The sequence below is a fragment of the Erwinia aeris genome (assembly GCF_041224955.1).
Taxonomy (GTDB): domain Bacteria; phylum Pseudomonadota; class Gammaproteobacteria; order Enterobacterales; family Enterobacteriaceae; genus Erwinia; species Erwinia aeris.
On the sequence record NZ_JBGFFX010000009.1, the window covers coordinates 17,231 to 41,546 of the forward strand.

Here is a 24,316-nt window from a genome sequence, read left to right on the forward strand (position 1 = left end):
CCAAATTAAATTTGTGGGTTACATAGCATGCTGGATTCTGACAACGCTTTTTCCGACGCCCCGTTTCTGGGTGATAACCTGGCCCTCGATTTTATTAACAGCGAGTATGTTGTGGAGGGTAAACGTCATGACACGCTTATCGACGATCGCAGCGTCGCAAGCTGGCTGATGAGAGCCGGACTCTTGTCCGACATCAACGATCGGCAGGTCCCGGATGGACTGCTTACTGAGGCTCGTGAACTTCGCGACGCGGCAAAGATCGTGGTGAACGCCGCCATTAACAGTGTTCCGGTGGATCTGGCTGTGATTAATCGGGTGCTTGAGCTGGGCCGCCCTGTCAGGAAGCTGGAATGGGACGGCGATTTGCAGCAATTTCGCATCGCCGTGTATCAAAATGCCACCAGCCCGTCCGGCCTGCTCTGGCCGATTGCCGAGGCTCTGATCAATCTGGTCACCAGCGATAAGTTCGAATTCGTTCGTCAGTGTGAGGCCCATGACTGCATTTTGTGGTTCCATGACCTGAGTAAATCTCATCGCCGCCGCTGGTGCAGCATGACAACCTGCGGTAATCGCATGAAAGTGGCGGCATTTCGTGCCAGAAAGAAACCCGGATAAGGCAGATCTTCCGGGCCTGCACTGCGTTCCCGTCAGCTGTGGCAGCATCTCCGCCTCTTGCTCAAAGTGGACATCGGCCTGCACGTCAGGGCGCTCCGTGCGAAAAGCAGACGTGGGTTCCCAGGGGGGCCGTATGGTCAACTCAACCGGCCGCAATCAGCCGTTAACGTCAGAGCCTGGTGAAACTTAAACTACCTCGCTCAAACTTGTGTCAGCCCACCATCCACACAAATTTCCGCTCCGGCTATATAGCTGCTTTCGTCACTCGCGAGGAATAATGCTGCATTGGCAACTTCTTCAGGCCTGCCCATTCTTGCTAAAGGAATGGCGCTGATTATCCCGTTGCGTAGCTCTTCAGAGGCTGCCTGCATCATCTCCGTATCAACAGGGCCAGGGGCGACAACATTAATGCGAATGCCCCGCTCGGAGAGTTCACGTGTCCATGTGCGGGCAAAAGAACGAAGCGCCGCCTTACTGGCACCGTATACGCCATATCCCTGAGTGCCAAGGACATCGGCGACAGAACCTATCAATACTACGCTCGCGCCCGCTTTCATCAGGGGAAGTGCGGCCTGGAGAGCAAACAGCGGTGAGCGCACGTTCAAACCGAAAGTAGTATCAAAATGCGCTGGGGTGACTTCATCAAGGGTCGAGTATGTCGACATGCCGGCATTGATCACCAGCACATCTATCTGGCCGGACTCCGTCTTAATCAGCTCAGCTATACGCGTTAGTTCGCTTATCTGACTGACATCGGCACGTAGCGGCCTGCCATCGCCGGCTATGGTGTGGCTGGCTGCTGCTAATTCCTCGTTGCGGCGCGAGGTGAACCAGGTTGTTGCCCCTTCACTGGCAAATCGCTGGCTGATAGCAAGACCAATGCCTTTGGCGCCGCCGAGTATCAGGGCAACTTTATTATTTAACCTACTCATCTGCTCACTCCTGTCGGGATGGAAAACAGATGATATAATTTTTATACTTAATAACAATTACGCACTTTGTTTATACCAGGTATTCCGGAGTATATCGCTATGAATCAGACTGACTGTAATGACCTGAAAGAAATAGGAAAAACCCGCCCGGTTCTTGAGAATATAACCAATAAATGGTCGATTTTAATTCTTACCGTGCTTTGTAGTGAACCAGTGCGCTTTAATGAACTGCGCCGCCGACTGGACGGCATTACGCACAAGGCTTTGGCTGATGCGCTTAAGCGGCTTGAGCGCAATGGACTGGTTCATCGAAAGGTACTGTCTGGTTCGCCAGTGAGCGTGGAGTACAGTCTTACCGCACTCGCGCAGACGCTCCAGGACCCTTTTAATGCGCTGTACGAATGGGCACTAAAATATGGCCCTGAAATGGCACAGGCTCAGTTGATATATGACGCTAAACATGCGGAAAAACTTTGCTGAATCAGCGAAACGTTGGGTAACCTTGCGATGAGCCGCCTGGCCTTTCGGGTTGTTGCAGGCTTTAAGGAGGCGAAAGCATCCGCTGCTTTCTGTTACGAAGAATTAATCGCGCAGCAGCGTCAGCACGTTTTGCGCCTGCTGGTTGGCCATCTTCGTGACCGCATTTTGCCCCTGCTCTTTGATCTGCGCCATAGCCAGCTTGCTGGCTTCCTGCGCGTAGTCGGCGTCCTGAATGCGGCTCTGTGCCGCCTGCGTCGCGATACTCTGCTGTGACAGCACCGATTTGTTGGACTCGTAACGGTTGATCTTCGAGCCATAATCGGAACGGTAGCTGCTGACTTTGTTCAATGCCGCATCCAGCGCGCCCATCGCCGTACGAATGGCACCATCGGTCAGCAGGCTGGTGTTGTCCAGACCCAGCGTTTTGGTATCGGACGGCGTCGGCCCCAGGGTATCCGACTGGATCGGCTGACCATAGTTGGCGCTGGTGATCACCTCTAAAGGCTGGCTCTGTTTCGGCGGCACCGCTGGCGTGGCGGTCGGCTGCGGCAACGAGCCCCACGTCAGGTTGCTGTTAAACGAACCGTTGCCCACCACCACCACGATAAGATCTTCGCTGACGTTATCAATGCTGACCCGTTCCAGGGTATTGCTGGTTACCGTGCCGTCGTTCGCCGCGCCCGTGGCCGCATCTTCATAGCGATCGCCGTCGCCGCTATAGGTGATGCTCATCCCGTTATAGCTGGAGGTTTCGCTGCCGTTCAACGCCCACGCCGGGCCGCCTTCATTCAGACCTGAAGCGTCGTAGCTGGCGCCGCTGCTGAAACCGTTGCTGACGCTCATCAGCTTGCTGGTCGCGGAGGCGGCATCGGTGACGCCTTTACTGGCCCACGTAAAGTCGGGCGTGCCGCCTTCGATCGGCGTGCCGGCCAGATGCTTGCCGTCGCGCGTGAACAGCTGCACATCGTCATCCATGCTCAAGGAATCAACGGTAATAGAAATATTCGTGGTGCCGGCCGGAATATACGCCAGCGAAATCACGCCGGAGTTAAAGGAGTAGTTCTGTCCGGCTATCGGGAATTTAGTGCCGATAGGCGCAACGTTGCCCAACAGCACCGGCGGCAGCTCCGGCTTATCGGTCGCCAGAGGAAACTGCCCAAAAATTTCCGTGCCGCTGGCGATGCCGTTGATGCTTGCCAGCAGCTGTTGATATTCCGCGTTATAGCTCTGGCGGTCGGACACTGACATAGTGCCGTTGGCCGCGCGTACCGCAAGGCTTTTTGCCTTGATCAGCATATCGCCAATGTTGCCCAGCGCGCTTTCCGCCGTCTGCGCGTAGCTGATAGCGTCGTTAAGGCCGCGTGTTACCGCGCTGTCGGCGTTGACGTTCGCCTGCATACGGTTGGCGATAGCCTGCCCCGCCGCGTCGTCGCGCGCGCCATTAATGCGCAAACCAGAGGAAAGCCGCTCAATAGATTGCGCCAGCAGCGAGCTGTTCGCCGCTCGGGCATTGCCCGTGGCCAGCGCAGTTTCATTGTTGTAAATCGTTAGCATTATCACTCTGCACAATTATTGAGGTAGTGAAGTTATCGGCTGCGGCCAGGACGGCTTTAGACGGCACGATTAATCTTTACACAACCCAAATAAATCCCGCCTTTCCGCGCCAGAGGCCAACATGGCGCACGGTTGGATAAGTTATTTTTCACTCATTAATAACTTATGATGCACTTAACTGCGCGGTTTTAGCTCGTTAAGTCGCGCCAGATGACGGCAGAAACGTGATAATCCTCTATTTTTTGTGAAATGGCGTGCATAAACCACGCATAATATTGCTTAAGTTTGCTGCGGTAAGAGAAATATCCAGCTGTTACAGACAGGTTATTAATAGGGCTTTTTGCGCAACCCTTAACCTTGATACAGAGCAATATGTTTAACATTTATGTAAAAAAAGCAGTTTATAGCAGGCACGGGCTTTTCAAATGTAATAAACACTAATAAAACTGCGCTTGACCTTATTTGAAAAAAGGCTTGCCTGACAGCACGCAATCGGCGAAATTAACCGCCGATTTTCCGAATTTATAACTATGCGGCTAAAGCCCGTCCTGATGAAAACCGACTTAATTTTCGCTTCAAATCAGGCGATTGACTCCAGAGGTATCCGTGTCAACTGCAAACAAACATCCTGAGAACACCAGTCTCAACGCGTTTAAACAGCCCCGATCCTTTTATTTAATTTTTTCGATTGAGCTCTGGGAACGATTTGGTTACTACGGCCTACAGGGCATCATGGCGGTTTATCTCGTCAAGATGCTGGGCATGTCCGAAGAGCAGTCTATTACGCTGTTCGCCTCTTTCAGCGCGCTGGTTTACGGCCTGATAGCCGTTGGCGGCTGGCTGGGCGATAAGGTGCTCGGCACCAAACGCGTTATCGTGCTAGGCACGCTGGTGCTGGCGCTGGGCTACGCGCTGGTGGCCTGGTCAGGCCATGACGTCAGCATGGTCTATATCGGCATGGCAACGATTGCCGTCGGTAACGGCCTGTTTAAAGCGAATCCCTCTTCGCTGCTCTCTACCTGTTATGAAAAAGACGATCCCCGCCTGGACGGCGCCTTCACCATGTATTACATGGCGATCAATATCGGCTCCTTTTTCTCCATGCTGGCCACGCCCTGGCTGGCCGCGCACTATGGCTGGAACGTCGCCTTCTCACTCTCTTTTGTCGGCATGCTGATCACCCTGGTGAACTTTATGATTTGCCGCCGCTGGGTGAAAGATCACGGTTCTAAGCCTGACTTCCAGCCGTTGCAGGTAGGCAAGCTGCTGGCAACGATAGTCGGTATCGCGGTGCTGATCGTCATTGCAACCTGGATGCTACACAATCAGGGCGTCGCGCGTCTGCTGCTGGCAGTGGTCGCTATCGGCATCGTGCTGCTGTTCGCTAAAGAAACTTTTGCCTTACAGGGCGCGCCGCGCCGCAAGATGATCGTCGCGTTTCTGCTGATGGTGGAAGCCATCGTGTTCTTCGTGCTCTATATGCAGATGCCGACCTCGCTGAACTTCTTCGCCATCCGCAACGTCGAGCACAGCATCCTGGGCCTGACCTTCCAGCCCGAGCAGTATCAGGCGCTGAATCCTTTCTGGATCATGATTTTCAGCCCGCTGCTGGCGGCAATCTATAACAAGATGGGCGACCGCCTGCCGATGCCGCACAAGTTTGCGCTGGGCATGGTGCTTTGCTCCATCGCTTTCCTCGTGCTGCCGCTGGGTGCGAAATTCGCCAACGATCTGGGTATCGTGTCGGTGGGCTGGCTGATCCTGAGCTATGCGCTGCAAAGCGTGGGCGAGCTGATGATCTCCGGGCTGGGCCTGGCGATGGTCGCCCAGCTGGTGCCGCAGCGTCTGATGGGCTTTATTATGGGCTCCTGGTTCCTGACCACGGCAGGCGCTGCCATGGTGGCCGGTAAAGTTGCCAACATGATGGCGGTGCCGGAAAACATCACCGATCCGCTGCAGTCGCTGCACGTTTATGGCGACGTCTTTTTGCAGATCGGTATCGTGACCGGCGTTATTGCTGTTCTGATGATGCTGACCGCGCCTAAACTGAACCGCATGACGCAGAACTGATATCGACTTAGTGCTGAAAAGGGTGACGCCACGTCACCCTTTTTTATTGACGGCCAACGTCGAGGCGGCAAACTCCACCGCCAGCCCGGCGGCGGGCAGCAGCTGGCGAAAACGCACTATTTTTTCCGGCGCGATCAGCAGGCAACGTTCTTCCCCCTCCTTTTGTGGCCAGACAAGCTCCGCCGTTCCCTGAATATGCAGCGCCGCGCCCTGATGAAAATCCATAATCAGCAGCGCGCAGCGAGGCGCCAGCAGCAGATTCCCCAGCGTATTCATATAACGGTTGCCCGCGTAGTCAACGATCGCCAGCTTCCCCTGCGTCATCCCGATAAAACCCGGCGGCCCGCCGCGATGGGAAATATCCGCGCCCTGCTGCGGCGCGCGGCTGGCGATAAAGCAGGTATCCGCGGCGGCGATCAGGTAGCGCGCATCGGCATCCAGCGCGGCCAGCAGCTCCCGCTCCGGCTGTCGCAGCGGCTGGTGCTCAGGCAAAATCCGCCGCTGAATATATTTTGGGCAGTTGCCAAAGCTTTCCTGCACGGCGAGCGTCACAAAATCTGGCGTAACGCTGGCGATCGTGCCGTTGACCCGATTGCGTTGCCGGTTGGAAAAATCGAGGCCCAGGCCGCCCGCCGTCATGCCGGGTCTTAAAGCCGGCAGGCCGGGAAAGGTCGTTAAGGAAGCGGTGGCTATGCGCAGATGGTTCTCATCCGTTGCCTGCACAAATCCCGGCTCGCCCTGCAAAACGGCCGCAACCGGATAGCCAGCGGCATCGATCGTGCTGAAATAAAACTGGCTCAGCCCGGCGTAAAACAGCTGGTGCTGCTGCGGCATTGCCGTATAGATGGCGGCGCTTTCGGGGCTAAAGCCCGCCTTTTGCTGCGCCAGACGTTCGCCGGAGTGGAACATGGTTACGCTTCCTGTGGATGCGGCAGCGGCGGCAGCGCAATAAATCCCGGCAGCGCCTCAACGTTTTGCAGCCATTGGCGAATAGCCGGATAGTCGCGCAGCGAAATGCCGCCTTCCGGTGCGCAGGCCACGTAGGCATAGCAGGCCAAATCGGCAAGCGTCGCGCTGTCGCCCACCAGCCAGCTTTTGCCGCCTAAATGCGCCTCCATCTGCGGTAAAAATTTACGCGCTGTCGCCACTGCCGAGTCATAATTCTCTGGCGTGCCGAACTGTTTAATCAGCCGCGCCGAGGCAACCCCGTAGCGAATTTCGCCTGCGGCCTTGCCCAGCCATTGCTGCACCTGGGCTTGCTGATGCAGATCCTGCGGCAGCCACTGGCTGTCCGGCGCATAGCGTTTTACCAGCCAGATCAGTATCGCGTTGCTGTCGGTAATGACGTGCTCGCCATCCACCAGCACCGGCACCTGTCCCAGCGGATTCAGCGCCAGAAAAGCGGCGCTTTTTCTGACATCGGCACCAGCCTCTTTCAGGGTGGTCGGCAGGTTCAGCATAGCCAGCAGCAGCCGGACGCGATGCACGTGCCCCGAAAGTTCCGTTCCATAAAGCGTTAAGGTAGTCATGACGTTTCTCCTCTGTTTTTTCCAGCATACTCTTGCTGAAAACGGCGTAAACCGGCAAAGATAGCAATTCATAATTTCATAAAGTGAAACGGTGATGGATAAACTCGACGAGCTGGCGGTCTTTGTCGCCGTGGTGCAGCAGGGAAGCCTGGCGGCGGCGGCCCGCATGCTGCGGCGTTCTCCGGCGGCGATAACCCGCACGCTGGCCGCGCTGGAGCAGCGCCTGGCCTGTACGCTGATAGAGCGTACCACGCGTCGCCTGGCGCCGACGCCCGCAGGCGTTGCGCTGTTTGAACGGGCAAAAGGCGTGCTGGACGCTTATCAACAGGCGCTTTCCGCCAGCGACGGCAATCCGCTCAGCGGCCAGCTTAGCCTGACCGCGCCGGTGCAGTTTGGCCGCAGGCATGTCGCCCCGCTGGTGCTGACGTTTCTGGAGCGCTATCCGGATATCCAAATCGATTTACAGCTCAACGACGGCTATCAGGATCTGATTGAGCAAGGGCTGGATATGGCGGTGCGCATTGGGCAGCTGCGCGACTCTTCGCTGGTTGCCGTCGAGGTCGGCCGCGTGCGGCGCCTGCTGGTCGCAAGCCCGGACTATCTGGCCCGCATGGGCGAGCCTTTATCGCCTGCCGCGCTGGCGGATCACCATCTGATTGCCGGTGTGACAGCCAGTAAAACGTGGCGCTTTACCGCCGCTGGCTTGCAGGAGCGCGTTCGCATCACGCCCAGGCTAACCGTTAACGAGGTGGAAACCCAGCTGATCGCCGCCCGCGCGGGAAAAGGCATCGCCCGCCTGCTCTCCTATCAGGTTTACGAGGATCTACAGGCGGGAACGCTGTGCGAAGTGCTGCCCGCGTTTCGTTGCGCCGCCGTTCCGGTGCAGCTGGTGACGCAGAATGTCAAATATATGCCCGCCCGCGTGCGGGCATTCTGGGAGCTGGCTCGCGCCGCGCTGCCCGAGCTTGCCTGTTTTCAGACCAATAAGCCGGGCCAGCCCGAAAAAGAGATCGATTAAGCCAGCCGCGTACGCAAAGCCGCTGACTTTTTGAGCAGACGGCACTAAGCTAAGAACATCTTTTCCTCTGAGTCAGGGAGTACGCCATGAAACTGTTCTTTAAACCCGGTGCCTGTTCGCTTTCGCCGCATATCGTGATGCTGGAAACGGGCCTGGATTTCACGCTGGTCAGGGTCGATACCGCCGCCGGGATCACCGAGCAACAGGAAGATTACCGCCGGATAAACCCAAAAGGAAAAGTCCCCGCGCTACAGTTTGACGACGGCACCGTGCTGACCGAAGGCGTAGCGATTGTCCAGTATCTGGCGGATCTGAAACCCGACCGTCAGCTGCTGGCGCCGACCGGCACGCTGGCGCGCTATCAGACGCTGGAATGGCTGAGCTTTATCTCATCGGAGCTGCATAAAGGCTTTTCGCCGCTGTTCAGCGATGCCGCGCCGGACGACTATAAAGCCGTGTTGCGCCAGCAGCTGGAGGAAAAATTCACCTGGATCGATGGCGAGCTGAAAGACAAACAGTGGCTGTCTGGCCTGCATTTCAGCGCCGCAGATGCCTATCTGTTTACCGTAATGCGTTGGGCGAAATTGCTGAAGCTGAATATAGCCAGCCTGTCGGCGCTGGAAGGCTGGTTTCAGCGCGTTGCGGCACGACCATCCGTAATTGAGGCCTTAGAGGCGGAAGGACTGAACTGAAGGCCTGCGGATGAGCCAGCGCATAAGGTGTTAAACCGCGTAGCGGCAATGCCTTATACTCTGCGGCTATTACATCTGGAGGTACTATGAGTTCCGTAATTGATATCCTTACCGCCCATAAAAGCGAGCGCAGCTTTACCGATCGTCCGATTGATGACGCTATCCTCGATCGTCTTGTTGCGTCCGCCTACCGTGCGCCAACCTCGGTGAACTCACAGCAGGTGTCGCTGGTTATTACGCGCAATGCCGAAGCTCGCGGCAAGATTTCCGCTATTGCCGGCGGCCAGCCGTGGATTGCCAAAGCGCCGCTGTTTATCACCTTTGTGCTGGATATGCATAAAAGCCAGCAGGCGATGGCGGCCATCGATAAAGAGCAGATTGCCCAGCAGAGTATTGAAAGCGTGGTCTCCGGCGCGACCGACGTCGGCATTGCGCTGGGCGCCGTGATGACGGCCGCGCGGGCTGAAGGCCTGGGCATTGTGCCGATTGGCGGCATCCGTCGCGATCCGCAGGCGATGATTGAGCTGCTGCATCTTCCCGAGCTGACTTTCCCCGTGGTCGGGCTGGCGCTTGGCTATGTGGATGAGCCGGCGCATCAGAAACCGCGCCTGCCGCTGAGCACTTTCCGTCACGAAGAGCGCTACAGCACCGAAGGCCTGAAGGAAAATATCGCGGCTTATAATCAGGAGATGGTGCAGCACTGGCAGAATATCGGCCGCCAGGACGGCGAAAGCTGGAGCGAGAGCGTTTCCGGCTACTATCAAAATATCTATTTCCCGCACGTGCTGTCCGCGCTGCTTAAGCAGGGCTTCGGCAACGAGAAATAATGAGGTTGCCGGGCTGCTTTCAGCCCGGCAATATCAGAGTTTTACCGCATCAAAATGCTGCTGGGGATTGGCGATACTGTCCTGAGCCGCCACCAGTTGAAGCTCGTACTCTCCCATCTCATGGGTTTTCAGCATCACTTCATAGACCGCCGCCGTAATGTGCTCTAACGCCTCTTTCAGCCCCAGACCGTGCAGCAGATCCACCAGCAGCAGCCCGCTGGTCAGATCGCCGACGCCTACCGGCTGACGCACGCCAAAATCCACCAGCGGACGGCTGATATGCCAGGCCTCATCCGCCGTGACCAGCAGCATCTCAAAGCGATCGCTGCGCTGGCCTGCCCGCGCCAGATGCTTCACCAGCACGATTTTCGGCCCTTTGGCGATCAGCTCGCGCGCGGTGGCGATAGCCTGCTCCACGCTGTTGACCTCATGACCGCTGAGCAGCTCCAGCTCCAGCAGGTTCGGCGCAATAATATCGCTGGCGGGCAGCGCGCTGCGGGCATGAAACTCCGCCACGCCGGGCGCAACGATGCAGCCCTTTTCAGGATGACCCATTACCGGATCGCAGAAGTACCAGGCGTCGGGATTAGCCGCTTTCACCTGACGAACGATTTCGAGGATCTGCTCGCCCTGCTCTGCGGAGCCAAGATAGCCGCTGAGCACGGCATCACAGGTTTTCAGCCGGTCGATAGCCGCAATGCCGCTGACGATATCGGTCAGGTGGCTGGCAGGCATGACCACGCCGGTCCACTGGCCGTACTGGGTATGATTAGAAAACTGTACGGTATTCAGGGGCCAAACGTTTGCGCCCATGCGGCGCATCGGGAATTCCGAGGCGCTGTTGCCGGCATGGCCGAAAACGGTGTGCGACTGGACGGAGAGAATGTTTTTCATGGAAACCTTGCCGGAAAAAAGGGACGGGATGCTTAAAAGCGGGCTGGCGCGCCCCTGCTTCAGGACGCGCCTTTGTCTGTTCACGCCTGAAGCATTATTTCCAGACGATCAGACAGTAGTTCTTTTTACCACGGCGCAGCAGCGTAAAGCGATTAAACAGGCGATCTGCCGGTGCAAACGCGTATTCCGCGCTGAGCTGCACGTCACCGTTGATACTTACCGCTTTCGATTCGATCAGCTTACGCGCCTGGCCGCGAGACGGCGCTAAATCGCCGTCGACCATCGCCTGTTGCAGATCCTGACCGGCTTCCAGCTCAACAAACGGCATTCCGTCCTGCGCCAGCTGCTCAAAGTCCGCTTCGGTCATTTCCGCCAGGCTGCCGGAAAAGAGGCTTTTGGTAATGCGCTGCGCGGCGGTCAGGCCTTCTTCGCCGTGCACCAGCTTCGTGACCTGCTCCGCCAGCACATACTGGGCGCGAGGCGCTTTACCGCTGTTTTTGTCTTCTTCTTCCAGCGCATTGATCTCTTCAATGCTCATAAAGGTAAAGAACTTCAGGAAGCGGTAAACGTCGGCGTCCGCGGTATTGATCCAGAACTGGTAGAATTTGTACGGGCTGGTTTTCTTCGCGTCCAGCCACACCGCGCCACCTTCGGTTTTACCGAACTTGGTGCCGTCGGATTTAGTGATCAGCGGAACGGTCAGGCCAAACACCTGGTTCTGATGCAGACGACGAGTCAGATCGATACCGGAGGTGATATTGCCCCACTGATCGGAGCCGCCAATCTGCAACGCCACGCCGTAGCGCTCGTTCAGGCAGGCGAAGTCGTAGCCCTGTAGCAGATTGTAGGAGAACTCGGTAAAGGAGATGCCCTGGTCGTCACGGTTCAGACGCTGCTTCACCGCTTCTTTATTAATCATCTGATTAACGGAGAAGTGCTTACCGATATCGCGCAGGAAAGTCAGCACGTTCATGCTGCCGAACCAGTCGTAGTTATTGGCCGCTACGGCGCTGTTGTTGCCGCAGTCGAAGTTCAGGAAAGGCGCGACCTGGCCGCGGATCTTTTCCACCCACTCGTTAACGGTATCCGCGGTGTTCAGCTTGCGCTCGGCCGCCTTAAAGCTCGGATCGCCGATCAGACCGGTCGCGCCGCCCACCAGCGCCACCGGACGGTGACCGGCATCCTGGAAGCGCTTCAGGCAGAGAAGCGGGACCAGATGGCCCAAATGCAAGCTGTCCGCGGTCGGATCGAAGCCGCAATAGAGCGCGATTGGCCCTTGCGCCAGCCGCTCTGCTAACGCTTCCTCATCCGTTACCTGGGCGACCAGGCCACGCTCTTGCAATTGTTTAATCAGGTTACTGCTGCCCATCTGTGACTCCGTGTAAAAAAAGTCTGCACCTTTGCTGGTACACAGCTCTCCGCTGGCTAGCGGATGAAAAAAAGGGGTATAGAATAAAGCGCCGACGGGCTCTGTGCCAGCGCTTAACGGATTATTTCGCGCAATCAGGGCGCCAGACGATCGATTTTCCACGCCTCGTTGTCGCGCTGGTAGAAAAAGCGGTCATGCAGACGATGTTCGCCGCCCTGCCAGAACTCCATTGAGTCTATGGTAATGCGATAGCCGCCCCAAAAGCTCGGCAGCGGCACCTCGCCCTGCTGAAATTTCTGCTTCAGTTCCAGAAACTTGCCTTCCAGCACGCCGCGCGCGGAAATGCGGCTCGACTGTTTCGATACCCATGCGCCTATCTGGCTTTCGCGCGGGCGGCTGTGGAAGTACTTTATCACGTCGATCATTGACAGTTTTTCAACGCGGCCCAGCACCATCACCTGGCGCTCCAGCATATGCCACGGAAACAGCAGGCTGATACGCGGATTTTTTTCCAGATGCTGCGCTTTGCGGCTGCCCAGATTGGTGTAAAACACCATGCCGCGCGAATCAAAATGCTTCAGCAGCACGATGCGTTGGTAAGGCTGCCCGTGCTCGTCCACGGTCGCCACGCTCATGGCAGTAGGATCCGGCAGCTGCGCGGCAACCGCCTGGCTCAGCCACTGTTCAAACAGCACCAGCGGGTCGTCAGGCAGATCCTTGCGGCGCAGGCCGCCACGAGTATATTCACGGCGCAGATGAGCAATCTGCTGTAGGCTGTCGTCATTCATGGGATTTTCCGCTATCAGAGTTGAGGCATTGTGCGCCTCATCACAATCAATTTCAACGAGTTAACGGTTTTCGAGCCGGCAGTCGTCAATGATGATTTTGCCGTTGCGCTCCACAAAAGCGCCGTCGCCTTTTGACCAGAAAACGTAGTTTTCATCGGCATAGCGCGTGCCGGAAGCGGCGGGCTGCTGCTTCAGCGTCAGCGGATTGCCGTCCAGAATCAGATTCACTTCCTCACGATCGTTATCCAGCAGCACCGACAGCGGCAGCGTGCCGCAGCGATAGTGCAGCCGGCTGATTTTTTCAGGCGTCTGATGTAGACACCCGCTCAGCAGCAGCGCGGCCATCAGCAATAAACATTTTTTCATCTTTGCTCCATTCAGATAACTCAGCGGCAGCGCTGAACATTAGCGGGAAAGATTGCACCGATCACGGAGGCTTCGCGCGCGCCGGTCACGGAAGGCAGATTGCCCGGCTGCGATGAGAGCGTACGGCAGGCCAGCCAGGCGAAAGCCAGCGCTTCCATATCGTCACCGCGAATGCCGACCTCATCGGTGGCGTTGACTTCAATGCCCGGCAGCAGTGCTTTCAACCGCGCCATCAGCAGCGGGTTTTTACCGCCGCCACCGCACACCAGCAGCCGCTCGCAGCCGCCGCTCAGCATCACCTGCTGCGCAATAGTGGATGCGGTCAGCTCGACCAGCGTGGCCTGCACGTCCTGCGGCGGCAGACCGGGGAAGTTAACCAGCTGCCGGTCGATCCAGGCCGGATTGAAATATTCTCTGCCGGTAGACTTGGGCGCGGCCAGCGCAAACCAGGGATCCGCCAGCATTTGCTGCAATAAAGGATACACTACCTGGCCGCTGCTGCCCCAGGCGCCGTCCCGATCGTAGGGCTGACCCTGGTGACGCCAGATCCACGCGTCCAGCAGCATATTGCCCGGCCCGGTATCGTAGCCGCCCACCGGCTGGCCGGGGAGCAGCAGCGAGAGGTTGGCAATGCCGCCGATATTCAGCACCATCCGCCGCTCTTCAGGATGCATCAACACTGCCTGATGAAAAGCGGGCACCAGCGGCGCGCCCTGTCCGCCTAACGCCATATCCCGGCGGCGAAAATCCCCCACCACCGTAATGCCGGTCAGCGCGGCTATCTGGTTATTGTCGCCGATTTGCAGCGTATTAGGCGCGTCGCCCAGCGGCTCGTGCCAGACGGTCTGCCCGTGGCAGCCGATGGCGGCGATATCCTCTTTCTCCAGCCCTTCGCGCTCGATCAATGCCTGTACCGCTTCGGCAAACAGCCGGCCCAGCCGCGTATCCAGCTGCCCCAGCCGGGAAAGCGTCAGCGACTGCCCCTGGCTGACCGCCAGGATCTCCTGGCGCAGCGCCAGCGGCATGGGATGGCAGTAGCTGGCCTGCTGCGCCACCATCTGCGGGTCAATTGCGGCCAGCACCACGTCCACGCCGTCCAGACTGGTTCCTGACATTACGCCTATATAACGTCCCGATCTCATCAAAGTCCCTTACCCGCTGTGGGAATATCAAACCTGGGTACAGCGTCGCAAAAACGGTGCAGCAATTCTATGATTAACTGTGCATTTTTACATGATGACAGACTTTTTACTGCGCTTTCCGCGCCGGCATTGATTTCAGGTTTACCCGCACTGCGCTATGCTTAAAGCAATTTTTTGACGTAACCACACAGCAGGCATTGCCTGTACCATATAATTAGGTTATTGATCGCTGCGCAATTGACTGCAGCACATGGAAAAGAAAGGAGTTTGATGATGTTGAAGCGCATGATGATCGTAGCACTGACCGGTGTGACTTTAGCAGGCTGCGCCAATGACAGCTCGCTTTCCGGCGACGTTTACACCGCCTCGGAAGCGAAACAGGTGCAGAGCGTCACTTACGGCACGCTGGTTGGCGTCCGTCCCGTCCAGATCCAGGGCGGCGACGACAGCAATGTGATCGGCGCGCTCGGCGGCGCGGTGCTCGGCGGCTTCCTGGGTAATACCGTTGGCGGCGGCACGGGCCGCAGCCTGGCGACGGCGGCAGGCGCAATTGCCGGCGGCGTGGCCGGTCAGGGCGTACAGGGATCCATAAACAAAACTCAGGGCGTGGAGCTGGAGATCCGTAAGGATGACGGCAACACCATTATGGTCGTGCAGAAACAGGGCAACAGCCGTTTCGCTGTAGGACAGCGTGTCGCGCTGGCTTCCAACGGCAGCCAGATCACCGTTTCGCCACGCTAACCGAGGAACCGGCAATCGCCGGTTCTTTTATTCGCGGTTTTGCAGATCCAGAATATTCTTTTCCAGCCTGGCGATTAGCGTCACCAGCTGGTCGATCTCCTGTTGGGAGATACCAGCCAAAATATCATCCCGCGTGGCGTCGATAACATGCTCGACTTCGCTAATGATCGGCGCCGCTTCCTCGGTCAGCTTGATGCGCTTGGCGCGACGATCGCTGGCGCAGGTGGTGCGGGTAATCAGCCCTTTTTCTTCCAGCTGATCCAGCGTGCGTACCAGCGAAGGCTGTTCAATGCCGATGGCTTTGGCCAGCTGGATCTGCGACTGCTCCGGCGGCAGCTGATGAATATTGTGCAGCGTGACCCAGTGCGTCTGCGTCAGCTCCAGGGGTTTCAGGCGCTGGTCGATTAGCGATCGCCAGATGCGCACCAGTCTTGCGAGATCCGTTCCTAATGGGGTATCCAATTTCCTCTCCTTATAATTAGCTTGCTAGCTATCAAGCCTCATTCCAGGCTATTCTGCGAGTTTACAGGACAGAATACAAATATCATTCACATTAAGCGTAATGCCAATCTACAGCTATGCTGTGACCTGGGTAACAAGGAGTGCTTTAAGTGAACAATGCTTTTACGGCGGCTGTTTCGCCGCTAACCGACCTGGTTTTCGGCGCGTCGCTCTATTTTCCGCCGCTGTTTAAAGCCGTGCTGGCCGGGTTTTTCCTCTGGCTGCTGATCCACCCCGTGTTGCGCAGCTGGATCTATTCCGGCGAGATTTGGCATCCCACCCTGCTCGACCTTTCCCTGTTTATTCTCTGCGTCAGCGCTTCGCTGTGGCTACTGATGGCATTCGTATGAAATTCAACTCGCTAAAATATTTTTCAACGCTGATCTTCTTCGCCGCCGCGCTTTGCGCAGGCTGGTGGCTATGGAATTTTTATATGCAGTCACCGTGGACGCGGGACGGTAAGGTGCGCGCCGAGCTGGTTAATATCACGCCGCAGGTTTCCGGGCGCATTGAAACGCTGCTGGTAAAAGATAACCAGTTCGTGACCAAAGGCACGCCGCTGCTGACGCTGGACGCCGAGCCTTATCGCATCGCGGTGCTGAACGCCGAGGCGCAGCTGACGAAGGCACAGGCCGATCTGCTGAAGGCTCAGCATGAGTCGCGGCGGCGTCAGAGCCTGCCACGCAACGTGATTTCCGCAGAAGATTTGGATGCGGCCGAGCTGAACGCGAAGTCGCTGGCGGCGGCGGCAAAGGCCGCTCAGGCGCAGCTGGAACAGGCGCGCTGGAACCTGACCCAGACGCAAATCGCCGCGCCAACCGACGGCTGGATCAGCAATCTGGTGGTGCGGCCCGGTAACTATGCCACCAGCGGAACGCCGGTCTTCGCGCTGGTCGACAGCCACTCTTTTTATGTGATGGGCTATTTTGAAGAGACCAAGCTGCGCCATATTCGTCCCGGCTATCGCGCGACCGTGCGGCTTTACAGCGATAACCGCGTGCTGCACGGCGAGGTCGAAAGCATTGGCCGCGCTATTTACGATCAAAGCGTGGAAAGCGACAGTTCACTCATTCCCGATATCAAACCGAACGTGCCCTGGGTGCGCCTTGCGCAGCGCGTGCCGGTGCGTATTCGCCTGGCCGCGTGGCCAAAAGATTTGCCGCTGGTAGCGGGCACCACCTGCACCATCACCGTTGCGCCATGAACTGGCAGTGGCTGGAGTGGCAAAACCTGCCGTGGATCAAAGCGACCCGAGGCCAGTGGCGCTACGCGTTGCGCAATGCCCTCGCGATGTGTCTGGCGCTGAGCATCGCCTATGCGCTGGCGCTGGACGAGCCTTACTGGGCGATGACTTCCGCCGCTGTGGTGAGTTTTCCGACCGTCGGCGGCGTAATCAGCAAAAGTTTGGGCAGGATTGCGGGCAGCCTGCTGGGCGCGGGCGCGGCGCTGCTGATCGCGGGCTATACGCTGAACGAACCCTGGCTGTTTGCGCTGGCTATCGCGGGCTGGCTGGCGCTCTGCACCTGGATCCAGAACCATTATCAAAATAACGTTGCCTATGCGTTTTCCCTGGCGGGCTACACCGCCGCCATTATTGTGTTTACCACGGTTAATATTACGGAAATCGGCGATCTGTGGGAGATTACCCAGGCGCGCGTTTGCGAAGTGATTACCGGCATCCTGTGCGGCGGCCTGATGATGATGATCCTGCCCAGCACCTCGGACGGCGAGACGTTGATTAACTCGCTGAAAGAGATGCATCTTCGCCTGCTGGATCATGGACGACTGCTGCTGCAACGCGAAAGCACCGATAATGTGCGTAGCGCGCATGAAAACGTTATTGGGCAGATCCTCACGCTTAATCTGCTGCGTATTCAGGCGTTCTGGAGCCATTATCGCTTTCGTCGGCAAAACAACGTGCTGAACTATATCCTGCATCAGCAGCTGCGCCTCACCAGCGTGATCTCCAGCCTGCGCCGAATGCTGCTGAACTGGCCCGACGCGCCGGAAGGCCTCTATACCGTTGTACAGCAGCTGCTGGATGAGCTGGCGAGCGCCGACTGCGATAAATATCGTCTGGCGCGACTGCTCGCCAGCGCCGCGCCGCAGGATCAAAGCGACTATCGCTATCAGGCTTTCTGGCATCGTCTGCGCTATTTCTGCTGGCTGTGGCTGAATATCCGCCGCTGGCTGCGGCTGTTTGAACAGGCCGACGACGATACCCGCCTCGCACCGCCCGCCGCCCCGGCGCTCGCCAGGCACAGCGACAGCGCGGAAGCCAGCTGGAGCGCCCTGCGCACCTTTAGCGTGATCGTGCTGGGCTGCGCTTTTACCATCGCCACCCAGTGGGATGCGGGCTCGGCAGCGTTAACGCTGGCCGCCATCAGCTGCGTGCTCTACTCCTCCGTGCCTTCGCCCGTCAGCAGCGTGTCGCTGCTGCTGAAAACGCTGCTGCTGCTTTCCGTGTTCAGCTTTATCATCAAGTTCGGCCTGATGGTGCAAATCAGCGTGCTGTGGCAGTTTTTGCTGCTGCTGTTTCCGCTGCTGGTCACGCTACAGCTTTTCAAGGTGCAGCAGAAAAAGCGCGCCGCGCTGTGGGGCCAGCTGATTGTGTTTGGCGGCTCGTTTCTTGCCGTTACCAATCCGCCCACCTATGACTATCAAAGCTTTATTAACAATAATATCGCCAAGGTGTGCGGCGTGCTGCTTGCGTGGCTGGCTTTTCTTATTTTGCGGCCCAGTTCCGACAAGCGGCGCAGCCGCCGCCATATCCGGGCGCTGCGCCGCGAGTTTCTCGATCAGCTCAGCCGCAGGCCGCACCTTAGCCAGAGCCGCTTTGAGTCGCTGATTTACTATCGGGTCAACCAGCTGAACGCCAGCCGTGACGAGCCGGCCAGGCTGTGGCTGCTGCGCTGGGGCGTGGTGCTGCTGAACTGTTCGCATATTGTCTGGCAGCTGCGCGACTGGCAATGCGATTCGCCCGCGCTGCTGGCGGTGCGGGACGCCATGCTGAGCAATCTGCATCGTATTATCAGCGGTAAAGGCGTACAGCAGCCCGCGCTGGAAGAGACGCTAAAGGAACTGCAGGAAAATCTGGATCTGCTGGCGGCGGGCAAAACAAAAAGCGAAACGGAACTGGCGGGTATTGCCTGGCGGCTTTACTGCTCGCTCTCACAGCTTCAGCAGGCTTCGACATTGACATAACACCGAATTTTTCATTTATACTGGCCACGCTTACATGGAGTTTAACGAATGAGGGATCATGATGAAAAAAATTCTGGCTACCGTTCTTCTGCTCGCCTGTTCTCTGCCGGCTTATGCTCACGCGGCAAAAACCGTCACGGTTAAAGAGGCGAAAACGCTGCGCGATGATACTCGCGTGGTGCTGACAGGCAAAATCACCGGACATGCAGGCGACGACGATCTTTACTGGCTGCAGGACAGCACCGGGAAAATCCGCATCGACATTGATGATGACGAGTGGGAAGACAATCACCTAGCGATTGGCAAAACCGTGCGCGTGGTCGGCGACGTGGATAAAAATGGCGGGCATACCGAAATCGAAGTCGATCATATTAGCGTGGTGCGTTAAGCAATAAACCTGCCGCCGCGACGAGCGGCGGCGGTTTGGTTAGATCACCCCGCAGGCGAAACGGCCGCCTCCGCCGCCCAACGGCGCAGGATGATCGGCATGGTTATCGCCGCCGGCATGCACCATCAGCGCTTTGCCTTTAATATCCGACAGTTTTTTAATGCGCGGCGCCAGCACCGGATAGGTCGCCGTGCCGTCGGCGCTCACATAAAGGGCCGGTAAATCGCCCAGATGGCCATCCTGCCACGGTCCCAGATGCTTGCCGGTTTTTTGCGGATCGAGATGGCCGCCCGCCGCGCCTGCGGCAACCGCTTTCCCGTCGGTGGTTTTTGGATCGCAGCTGCCGTTGGCGTGTACGTGAAAGCCGTGAATACCCGCAGGTAAATCTTTCAGCTGCGGCGTAAAGCTCAGGCCATAGGCCGTTTCTGCTATCGTTACCTGGCCAATACTGTCGCCCGCGCCTTCAGGGGTGGCAAGCCTGATATCGACTTTTTCGCTGGCGGCCTGGGCCAGGCCGCAAAAGGCCAGCGATACCATAAGCAGGTTTATACGTCTCATTACACTTCCTCACATTTTGCTGTGGAAGCTATAAGCCTGGCCGCTATTTGCAGAACTGCATAAGAATCTGTCTACTAAAACAAAGAAGGCTGTTCCGGTTCGTCCGGCTCGGCCGGTTTGCCGACACGATACAGTCGTTGCCAGCGCAGACGACAAAGCCGCAGCACCTCGCGTTTTTGCGCATCGCTGAACTTCATCCAGTTAAAGCGCTCCTCGCGGCTACGCAGGCAGCCACGGCAGTAGCCGCGATCGTCGCTCTGACAGATCCCCCGGCACGGGCTGGGAACGGGGAAAAACTCCAGTTGTTCGGCCAACGTCGCTCCTTATGCAGGGAAAATTTAAATGTAATATTAATGTTAGTCTTTTAACATCGTTTAGCCTCAGTTAATGTTTAATTGTGCTAACAAAGCTATGCTCATTCACCGCTTACTGCTGATGAACCTTTATGAAGCTGACTGCTTTACGCTGCAATGAAATCAGTTTTAACTTTTATGCTGCCTTGTTTTTTACGCTTATCCCGAATGCGCTGTTCTTTTTTCACGCGTGGGAGCGTATCCCTTACAGCGAGCTGAAGGATTATTTTTTCGCTGCCACCATGCCGCTGGTGCTGTTCTGCGGATTTCTGTTTATTTTTAGCGTGGCCGCCCTGCCGTGGATCAGAAAACCCCTGTTAATTTTTCTGGCTATCGTCAGCGCGGCGGCCAACTATTTTATTTACAGCTTTGGCACCGTTATCGACACCAATATGATCCAGAACGTGTTTGAAACGGATCTGCAGGAAGCGACCGCCCTGTTCAGCCTGCGCTATATCCTCTGGCTGCTTCTGCTGGGCCTGCTACCCGCGCTGCTTATCTGGCGAGTCAGGATTGTAACGCGGCGTCCATGGTGGATGAATATCGCTTTTCGCACCGGCACGGCCCTGGCTGCGCTGCTGGCGATCCTGCTGGTCGCCGCGCTGTTTTATAAAGATTACGCCTCGCTTATCCGTAACAATAAAGGCCTGGTGAAGATGATTACGCCGGTCAATATCGTCAGCGGCATTGGCCACTATATTGATAATCGCTGGTTTGACGGCGATCGCACGCTGATTAGCATCGGCCAGGATGCACGCAAAGGCCCGCAGATTTTAGCGCAGCAGAAAAAAACGCTGGTGGTGTTTGTGCTGGGCGAAACGGCGCGGGCGGAAAATTTTTCACTCGGCGGCTATGTGCGCAACACTAATCCGAAGCTGGCAAAAGATAACGTCATCTATTATCCCAACGCCACTTCGTGCGGAACGGAAACGGCCATTTCCGTACCCTGTATGTTTTCCAATATGCCGCGCGAGCATTACGATGCCAGCCTGGCGCGCCATCAGGAAGGGCTACTGGACGTAATGGCCCATGCGGGCGTCAGCGTGCTGTGGCGGGAAAACGACGGCGGCTGTAAGGGCGCCTGTGACCGCGTGCCGCATACCGACATGACGCGCTGGCAGCTGAAGAACTTTTGCCGTGACGATTACTGCCTTGACGACGTGCTGTTGTGGCGGCTGGATCGCTATCTGGACAGCATGAAAAACGACACGGTAGTTGTGCTGCATCAGATGGGCAGCCACGGCCCGGCTTACTACCGGCGCTATCCGGCAGACAAGCGGCCCTTTACTCCGACCTGCGACAGTAACCAGATCCAGGACTGTGACAGCCAGGCGCTGGTCAATACCTATGACAATACGCTCGTCTATACCGATTCGATGCTGGATGACACCATTGGCCTGCTGAAGACCTACAGCAGCCGCTACAACGTCGCGCTGATTTATCTTTCCGATCACGGTGAATCGCTGGGCGAGCGTGGGATGTATCTGCACGGCGCGCCTTATCTGATTGCGCCCACTCAGCAGACGCATATTCCCTTTCTGCTGTGGCTTTCTGACGGCTACGCCAGCGCCTTTGGCATCAATAGTACCTGCCTGCGGCAGGCTTCCGGCGCGGCGGTGTCGCAGGACAACGTTTTCCATACGCTGCTGGGAATGATGAATATTGAAACCAAAGAGTACCAGCCCGCGCTGGATATGATCCGATCGTGCCGTACCGTTGCAGGTAGCGGCAATTTCTCTACTACGCTCAATAGTCACTGAAAATTTTGGCTTTGCCACCGCCGTATCGGCGGTTGGCAGCCGGTTTCCCAGGAGCGATAAATGCAGCTGAAAAAACTTTTTACCCCTTTAAAACTTGGCGCGATTGTGGTGCCTAACCGCATCTTTATGGCGCCGCTGACGCGCCTGCGCAGCATCGAACCGGGCGATATTCCTACGCCGCTGATGGGTGAATATTACCGCCAGCGCGCCAGCGCCGGGCTGGTGATCACCGAAGCCACGCAGATCTCCTTCCAGGCAAAAGGCTACGCCGGCGCGCCAGGCCTGCATACCGCCGAGCAGATCGCCGCGTGGAAAGCGATTAATGCCGGTATCCATCAGGAAGGCGGCCACAGTTCGGTACAGCTTTGGCATACCGGACGCATCTCCCACAGCAGCCTGCAACCGGAAGGTAAAGCGCCCGTTTCGGCTTCCGCCATTAATGCCGAAACCCGCACCTCTCTGCGCGATGACCAGGGCCGGACGATCCGTGAAGCGACCTCCACGCCGCGCGAGCTGCGTCTGGATGAGATCGACGACGTGATCAACGATTTCCGTCAGGCCACGATCAACGCGCGCGAAGCGGATTTTGACCTGGTGGAGCTGCATTCCGCGCATGGTTACCTGATGCATCAGTTTATTTCGCCCGCGTCTAACCAGCGCACGGATGCCTACGGCGGCAGCGTGGAAAATCGCACGCGCTTTGCGCTGGAAGTGGTGGATGCGGCCATTGACGGCTGGCGCGCCGACCGGATCGGCATTCGTATTTCGCCGCTCGGGCCGTTTAACGGTCTGGATAACGGCGAAGATCAGGAAGCCGCCGCGCTTTACTACATCGGCGAGCTGGCGAAGCGCAATCTGGCCTATCTGCATATTTCAGAACCGGACTGGGCGGGCGGCAAGCCTTACAGCGATGCCTTCCGCGAGGCGATCCGCGCCGCTTATCCCGGCGTGATTGTGGGCGCAGGCGGCTACAGCGCTGAGAAAGCGGAAGCACTGATTGAACAAGGCCTGATCGACGCCGTAGCCTTTGGCCGCGACTACATCGCCAATCCGGATCTGGTCGAGCGCCTGCGGCAGAACGCGCCGCTGAACGAGCAACGCCCGGAACTCTTTTACGGCGGCGGCGCGGAAGGCTACACGGACTATCCGTTCCTGTAAGCGCCTGCGGGTTTTATCGCCGTCCGACGTCTGACGGCGCGAGAAAGCACGCATTTCCTGGTTTCCGCCAGGCTATAGCTGCTATTCTCTCACGCGGGTAAAACGGCCTGAAGGCCGTTTTACCGCCGGGAATGCCTGCTGGTTCCCGTAACGGCAGGAATTCAGGCTATGCTTGTTATCGGATGATAACGTTTGTTCAAAGAGGATGTTATGCGCTTACTTCACACCATGCTGCGCGTTGGCGATCTGCAACGCTCCGTTGATTTCTATACTAAAGTTCTGGGCATGCGCCTGCTGCGCACCAGTGAAAACACCGAATATAAATACACGCTGGCTTTCGTAGGCTATACCGAAGAGAGCGAAGGCGCGGTGATTGAGCTGACCTATAACTGGGGCGTGGATAAATATGACCTGGGCGATGCCTACGGCCATATCGCGCTGGGCGTGGACGACGTGGCGGCTACCTGCGACCGTATCCGCAACGAAGGCGGCAACGTAACTCGTGAAGCCGGCCCGGTTAAAGGCGGCACCACCATTATCGCCTTTGTGGAAGATCCGGACGGCTATAAAATCGAACTGATCGAAAACAAACACGCGGGCCACGGCCTGGGCGCGTAACGCGTCGGGGTGCCTTCCCGGCACCCTTCTTTCCCCTTCCCCTGCTGCAACCCATGCCGAAATTTGCCATAATACGCGCTCAATTTTCGCCTGTGAGATCCTGATGTCCGAATCGAACGAACTTAACGCCCTCAGCAGCCGTTTTCGCGGTTTTTATCCGGTAGTGATCGATGTTGAAACCGCCGGTTTCGACGCCAAAACCAACGCCTTACTGGAAGTGGCCGCCGTCACGCTGAAAATGAACGACGATGGCTGGCTGGAGAAAGACGAAACGCTCCATTTTCACGTTGAGCCGTTCGAAGGGTCTGTTCTGCAACCCGAAGCGCTGGCCTTTAACGGCATCGATCCTGCCAATCCGCTGCGCGGCGCGGTCAGCGAGTACGAAGCGCTGCACGCCATCTTTAAAGCCGTTCGCAAAGGTATCAAAGATCAGGGCTGCAATCGTGCCGTCATGGTGGCTCATAACGCCACTTTCGATCTGAATTTTATGAATGCCGCGGCGGAAAGAGCCGGGCTGAAGCGTAATCCTTTCCACCCGTTTGTCACCTTTGATACCGCCGCGCTGAGCGGCCTGGTGCTGGGGCAAACTGTGCTGGCGAAAGCCTGTACGGCCGCCGGAATGCCTTTCGACAGTTCTCAGGCGCATTCCGCGCTGTATGATACCGTGCAGACGGCCGATCTGTTCTGTGAGCTGGTTAATCGCTGGAAACGTCTGGGCGGCTGGCCGCTGGCGGAAACGGCGAACCTCGACTAAAAAAA

The 24,316-nt window shown here is 57.3% G+C and carries 27 protein-coding genes; 15 read left to right on the forward strand and 12 right to left on the reverse strand.

Going from position 1 to position 24,316, the window contains the following annotated elements:
* Window positions 1–27 precede the first annotated feature (27 nt).
* Window positions 28–615 (forward strand): CGNR zinc finger domain-containing protein, encoded by a 588-nt coding sequence (locus tag AB6T85_RS14975; protein ID WP_369896011.1) that lies wholly within the window; start codon window positions 28–30, stop codon window positions 613–615.
* Window positions 616–815: 200 nt separating this feature from the next.
* Here the strand turns inward: AB6T85_RS14975 and AB6T85_RS14980 are convergent, their stop codons facing one another.
* Complete coding sequence (locus tag AB6T85_RS14980) at window positions 816–1,547, reverse strand: SDR family NAD(P)-dependent oxidoreductase (RefSeq protein ID WP_301253246.1); 732 nt, start codon at window positions 1,545–1,547, stop codon at window positions 816–818.
* A 99-nt stretch (window positions 1,548–1,646) separates the two neighbouring features.
* Here AB6T85_RS14980 and AB6T85_RS14985 point away from each other — a divergent pair, with 99 nt between their 5' ends.
* Window positions 1,647–2,027, forward strand: coding sequence for a winged helix-turn-helix transcriptional regulator (locus AB6T85_RS14985; RefSeq protein WP_253454415.1), 381 nt, complete (start codon window positions 1,647–1,649; stop codon window positions 2,025–2,027).
* Between the two features lie 102 nt (window positions 2,028–2,129).
* Here AB6T85_RS14985 and AB6T85_RS14990 read toward each other — a convergent pair whose 3' ends face one another.
* A complete protein-coding gene (locus tag AB6T85_RS14990) occupies window positions 2,130–3,581 on the reverse strand; it encodes a flagellin N-terminal helical domain-containing protein (protein ID WP_301253243.1) in 1,452 nt (483 codons plus the stop codon).
* 606 nt (window positions 3,582–4,187) lie between these two features.
* Between AB6T85_RS14990 and dtpA the strand changes: the two genes are divergently transcribed.
* On the forward strand, window positions 4,188–5,651 hold the full coding sequence (gene dtpA, locus AB6T85_RS14995) for a dipeptide/tripeptide permease DtpA (protein WP_253454417.1): 1,464 nt from the start codon (window positions 4,188–4,190) through the stop codon (window positions 5,649–5,651).
* Between the two features lie 33 nt (window positions 5,652–5,684).
* On the opposite strand, the gene AB6T85_RS15000 is transcribed toward dtpA, so the two are convergent.
* Together AB6T85_RS15000 and AB6T85_RS15005 are read right to left on the reverse strand one after the other, a co-directional pair.
* Entirely contained in the window at window positions 5,685–6,560 is an 876-nt protein-coding gene (locus AB6T85_RS15000) for a pyridoxamine 5'-phosphate oxidase family protein (protein WP_369896013.1), read from the reverse strand.
* Window positions 6,561–6,562: 2 nt separating this feature from the next.
* The gene (locus AB6T85_RS15005; RefSeq protein WP_253454419.1) at window positions 6,563–7,180 is read right to left on the reverse strand and encodes a glutathione S-transferase family protein; all 618 of its coding nucleotides are present in this window, start codon (window positions 7,178–7,180) and stop codon (window positions 6,563–6,565) included.
* A gap of 94 nt (window positions 7,181–7,274) precedes the next feature.
* Between AB6T85_RS15005 and AB6T85_RS15010 the strand changes: the two genes are divergently transcribed.
* The 3 genes from AB6T85_RS15010 (at window position 7,275) to AB6T85_RS15020 (ending at window position 9,717) form a co-directional block, all read left to right on the forward strand.
* The gene (locus tag AB6T85_RS15010; RefSeq protein WP_301253240.1) at window positions 7,275–8,198 is read left to right on the forward strand and encodes a LysR family transcriptional regulator; all 924 of its coding nucleotides are present in this window, start codon (window positions 7,275–7,277) and stop codon (window positions 8,196–8,198) included.
* Between the two features lie 86 nt (window positions 8,199–8,284).
* Entirely contained in the window at window positions 8,285–8,890 is a 606-nt protein-coding gene (gene gstA, locus AB6T85_RS15015) for a glutathione transferase GstA (RefSeq protein ID WP_253454421.1), read from the forward strand.
* An 86-nt stretch (window positions 8,891–8,976) separates the two neighbouring features.
* Window positions 8,977–9,717 (forward strand): NADPH-dependent oxidoreductase, encoded by a 741-nt coding sequence (locus tag AB6T85_RS15020; RefSeq protein ID WP_369896015.1) that lies wholly within the window; start codon window positions 8,977–8,979, stop codon window positions 9,715–9,717.
* A 33-nt stretch (window positions 9,718–9,750) separates the two neighbouring features.
* Here the strand turns inward: AB6T85_RS15020 and pdxY are convergent, their stop codons facing one another.
* The 5 genes from pdxY to anmK all read right to left on the reverse strand — a co-directional run bounded on the left by pdxY (window position 9,751) and on the right by anmK (window position 14,276).
* Window positions 9,751–10,611, reverse strand: a complete 861-nt coding sequence (pdxY, locus tag AB6T85_RS15025) for a pyridoxal kinase PdxY (protein ID WP_125289802.1) — start codon at window positions 10,609–10,611, stop codon at window positions 9,751–9,753.
* A 94-nt stretch (window positions 10,612–10,705) separates the two neighbouring features.
* Window positions 10,706–11,980 (reverse strand): tyrosine--tRNA ligase, encoded by a 1,275-nt coding sequence (tyrS, locus tag AB6T85_RS15030; protein WP_369896016.1) that lies wholly within the window; start codon window positions 11,978–11,980, stop codon window positions 10,706–10,708.
* 134 nt (window positions 11,981–12,114) lie between these two features.
* Complete coding sequence (pdxH, locus tag AB6T85_RS15035) at window positions 12,115–12,768, reverse strand: pyridoxamine 5'-phosphate oxidase (RefSeq protein WP_253454424.1); 654 nt, start codon at window positions 12,766–12,768, stop codon at window positions 12,115–12,117.
* A gap of 60 nt (window positions 12,769–12,828) precedes the next feature.
* Complete coding sequence (locus AB6T85_RS15040) at window positions 12,829–13,134, reverse strand: MliC family protein (RefSeq protein WP_253454425.1); 306 nt, start codon at window positions 13,132–13,134, stop codon at window positions 12,829–12,831.
* A 20-nt stretch (window positions 13,135–13,154) separates the two neighbouring features.
* Window positions 13,155–14,276 (reverse strand): anhydro-N-acetylmuramic acid kinase, encoded by a 1,122-nt coding sequence (gene anmK, locus AB6T85_RS15045; protein WP_301253237.1) that lies wholly within the window; start codon window positions 14,274–14,276, stop codon window positions 13,155–13,157.
* 273 nt (window positions 14,277–14,549) lie between these two features.
* Here anmK and slyB point away from each other — a divergent pair, with 273 nt between their 5' ends.
* Complete coding sequence (gene slyB / locus AB6T85_RS15050) at window positions 14,550–15,017, forward strand: outer membrane lipoprotein SlyB (RefSeq protein ID WP_253461006.1); 468 nt, start codon at window positions 14,550–14,552, stop codon at window positions 15,015–15,017.
* Window positions 15,018–15,044: 27 nt separating this feature from the next.
* Here slyB and slyA read toward each other — a convergent pair whose 3' ends face one another.
* Complete coding sequence (gene slyA / locus AB6T85_RS15055) at window positions 15,045–15,479, reverse strand: transcriptional regulator SlyA (protein ID WP_253454427.1); 435 nt, start codon at window positions 15,477–15,479, stop codon at window positions 15,045–15,047.
* Between the two features lie 149 nt (window positions 15,480–15,628).
* Here slyA and AB6T85_RS15060 point away from each other — a divergent pair, with 149 nt between their 5' ends.
* The 4 genes from AB6T85_RS15060 to AB6T85_RS15075 are packed head-to-tail and all read left to right on the forward strand — an operon-like array spanning window position 15,629 to window position 19,110.
* The gene (locus AB6T85_RS15060; protein WP_253454428.1) at window positions 15,629–15,868 is read left to right on the forward strand and encodes a DUF1656 domain-containing protein; all 240 of its coding nucleotides are present in this window, start codon (window positions 15,629–15,631) and stop codon (window positions 15,866–15,868) included.
* Window positions 15,865–16,722 (forward strand): efflux RND transporter periplasmic adaptor subunit, encoded by an 858-nt coding sequence (locus AB6T85_RS15065; protein ID WP_253454429.1) that lies wholly within the window; start codon window positions 15,865–15,867, stop codon window positions 16,720–16,722. Before AB6T85_RS15060 ends, AB6T85_RS15065 begins: the two co-directional genes overlap by 4 nt.
* The gene (locus AB6T85_RS15070) at window positions 16,719–18,722 is read left to right on the forward strand and encodes an FUSC family protein (protein WP_369896017.1); all 2,004 of its coding nucleotides are present in this window, start codon (window positions 16,719–16,721) and stop codon (window positions 18,720–18,722) included. The genes AB6T85_RS15065 and AB6T85_RS15070 overlap by 4 nt, the downstream gene beginning before the upstream one ends.
* 58 nt (window positions 18,723–18,780) lie before the next feature.
* A complete protein-coding gene (locus AB6T85_RS15075; protein ID WP_369896019.1) occupies window positions 18,781–19,110 on the forward strand; it encodes a NirD/YgiW/YdeI family stress tolerance protein in 330 nt (109 codons plus the stop codon).
* Window positions 19,111–19,149: 39 nt separating this feature from the next.
* Here AB6T85_RS15075 and sodC read toward each other — a convergent pair whose 3' ends face one another.
* Complete coding sequence (sodC, locus tag AB6T85_RS15080; RefSeq protein WP_253454432.1) at window positions 19,150–19,668, reverse strand: superoxide dismutase [Cu-Zn] SodC; 519 nt, start codon at window positions 19,666–19,668, stop codon at window positions 19,150–19,152.
* Between the two features lie 74 nt (window positions 19,669–19,742).
* On the reverse strand, window positions 19,743–19,982 hold the full coding sequence (locus tag AB6T85_RS15085; RefSeq protein ID WP_253454433.1) for a DUF1289 domain-containing protein: 240 nt from the start codon (window positions 19,980–19,982) through the stop codon (window positions 19,743–19,745).
* Between the two features lie 131 nt (window positions 19,983–20,113).
* On the opposite strand from AB6T85_RS15085, the gene eptA reads away from it, so the two are divergent.
* The 4 genes from eptA (at window position 20,114) to rnt (ending at window position 24,311) form a co-directional block, all read left to right on the forward strand.
* On the forward strand, window positions 20,114–21,781 hold the full coding sequence (eptA, locus tag AB6T85_RS15090; protein WP_369896021.1) for a phosphoethanolamine transferase EptA: 1,668 nt from the start codon (window positions 20,114–20,116) through the stop codon (window positions 21,779–21,781).
* A gap of 60 nt (window positions 21,782–21,841) precedes the next feature.
* Window positions 21,842–22,939 carry an alkene reductase gene (locus AB6T85_RS15095; RefSeq protein ID WP_253454435.1) on the forward strand — a complete coding sequence of 366 codons (1,098 nt, stop codon included), beginning with the start codon at window positions 21,842–21,844 and terminating at the stop codon, window positions 22,937–22,939.
* Window positions 22,940–23,149: 210 nt separating this feature from the next.
* Window positions 23,150–23,557, forward strand: a complete 408-nt coding sequence (gloA, locus tag AB6T85_RS15100; protein ID WP_253454436.1) for a lactoylglutathione lyase — start codon at window positions 23,150–23,152, stop codon at window positions 23,555–23,557.
* Window positions 23,558–23,660: 103 nt separating this feature from the next.
* Window positions 23,661–24,311 carry a ribonuclease T gene (rnt, locus tag AB6T85_RS15105; RefSeq protein WP_253454437.1) on the forward strand — a complete coding sequence of 217 codons (651 nt, stop codon included), beginning with the start codon at window positions 23,661–23,663 and terminating at the stop codon, window positions 24,309–24,311.
* Window positions 24,312–24,316 lie beyond the last annotated feature (5 nt).

Excerpts from the sequence above, each read along its gene's own strand:
- AB6T85_RS14980 (WP_301253246.1), bottom strand. The coding sequence starts at position 1,547 with ATGAGTAGGTTAAATAATAAAGTTGCCCTGATACTCGGCGGCGCCAAA.
- AB6T85_RS14975 (WP_369896011.1), top strand. The coding sequence starts at position 28 with ATGCTGGATTCTGACAACGCTTTTTCCGACGCCCCGTTTCTGGGTGAT.
- rnt (WP_253454437.1), top strand. The coding sequence starts at position 23,661 with ATGTCCGAATCGAACGAACTTAACGCCCTCAGCAGCCGTTTTCGCGGT.
- AB6T85_RS15005 (WP_253454419.1), bottom strand. The coding sequence starts at position 7,180 with ATGACTACCTTAACGCTTTATGGAACGGAACTTTCGGGGCACGTGCAT.
- sodC (WP_253454432.1), bottom strand. The coding sequence starts at position 19,668 with ATGAGACGTATAAACCTGCTTATGGTATCGCTGGCCTTTTGCGGCCTG.
- AB6T85_RS15075 (WP_369896019.1), top strand. The coding sequence starts at position 18,781 with ATGATGAAAAAAATTCTGGCTACCGTTCTTCTGCTCGCCTGTTCTCTG.
- AB6T85_RS14990 (WP_301253243.1), bottom strand. The coding sequence starts at position 3,581 with ATGCTAACGATTTACAACAATGAAACTGCGCTGGCCACGGGCAATGCC.
- AB6T85_RS15020 (WP_369896015.1), top strand. The coding sequence starts at position 8,977 with ATGAGTTCCGTAATTGATATCCTTACCGCCCATAAAAGCGAGCGCAGC.
- pdxY (WP_125289802.1), bottom strand. The coding sequence starts at position 10,611 with ATGAAAAACATTCTCTCCGTCCAGTCGCACACCGTTTTCGGCCATGCC.
- pdxH (WP_253454424.1), bottom strand. The coding sequence starts at position 12,768 with ATGAATGACGACAGCCTACAGCAGATTGCTCATCTGCGCCGTGAATAT.
- AB6T85_RS15070 (WP_369896017.1), top strand. The coding sequence starts at position 16,719 with ATGAACTGGCAGTGGCTGGAGTGGCAAAACCTGCCGTGGATCAAAGCG.
- gstA (WP_253454421.1), top strand. The coding sequence starts at position 8,285 with ATGAAACTGTTCTTTAAACCCGGTGCCTGTTCGCTTTCGCCGCATATC.
- AB6T85_RS15000 (WP_369896013.1), bottom strand. The coding sequence starts at position 6,560 with ATGTTCCACTCCGGCGAACGTCTGGCGCAGCAAAAGGCGGGCTTTAGC.
- AB6T85_RS15040 (WP_253454425.1), bottom strand. The coding sequence starts at position 13,134 with ATGAAAAAATGTTTATTGCTGATGGCCGCGCTGCTGCTGAGCGGGTGT.
- gloA (WP_253454436.1), top strand. The coding sequence starts at position 23,150 with ATGCGCTTACTTCACACCATGCTGCGCGTTGGCGATCTGCAACGCTCC.
- AB6T85_RS14985 (WP_253454415.1), top strand. The coding sequence starts at position 1,647 with ATGAATCAGACTGACTGTAATGACCTGAAAGAAATAGGAAAAACCCGC.
- AB6T85_RS15065 (WP_253454429.1), top strand. The coding sequence starts at position 15,865 with ATGAAATTCAACTCGCTAAAATATTTTTCAACGCTGATCTTCTTCGCC.
- anmK (WP_301253237.1), bottom strand. The coding sequence starts at position 14,276 with ATGAGATCGGGACGTTATATAGGCGTAATGTCAGGAACCAGTCTGGAC.
- AB6T85_RS15095 (WP_253454435.1), top strand. The coding sequence starts at position 21,842 with ATGCAGCTGAAAAAACTTTTTACCCCTTTAAAACTTGGCGCGATTGTG.
- eptA (WP_369896021.1), top strand. The coding sequence starts at position 20,114 with ATGAAGCTGACTGCTTTACGCTGCAATGAAATCAGTTTTAACTTTTAT.
- slyB (WP_253461006.1), top strand. The coding sequence starts at position 14,550 with ATGTTGAAGCGCATGATGATCGTAGCACTGACCGGTGTGACTTTAGCA.
- tyrS (WP_369896016.1), bottom strand. The coding sequence starts at position 11,980 with ATGGGCAGCAGTAACCTGATTAAACAATTGCAAGAGCGTGGCCTGGTC.
- AB6T85_RS15010 (WP_301253240.1), top strand. The coding sequence starts at position 7,275 with ATGGATAAACTCGACGAGCTGGCGGTCTTTGTCGCCGTGGTGCAGCAG.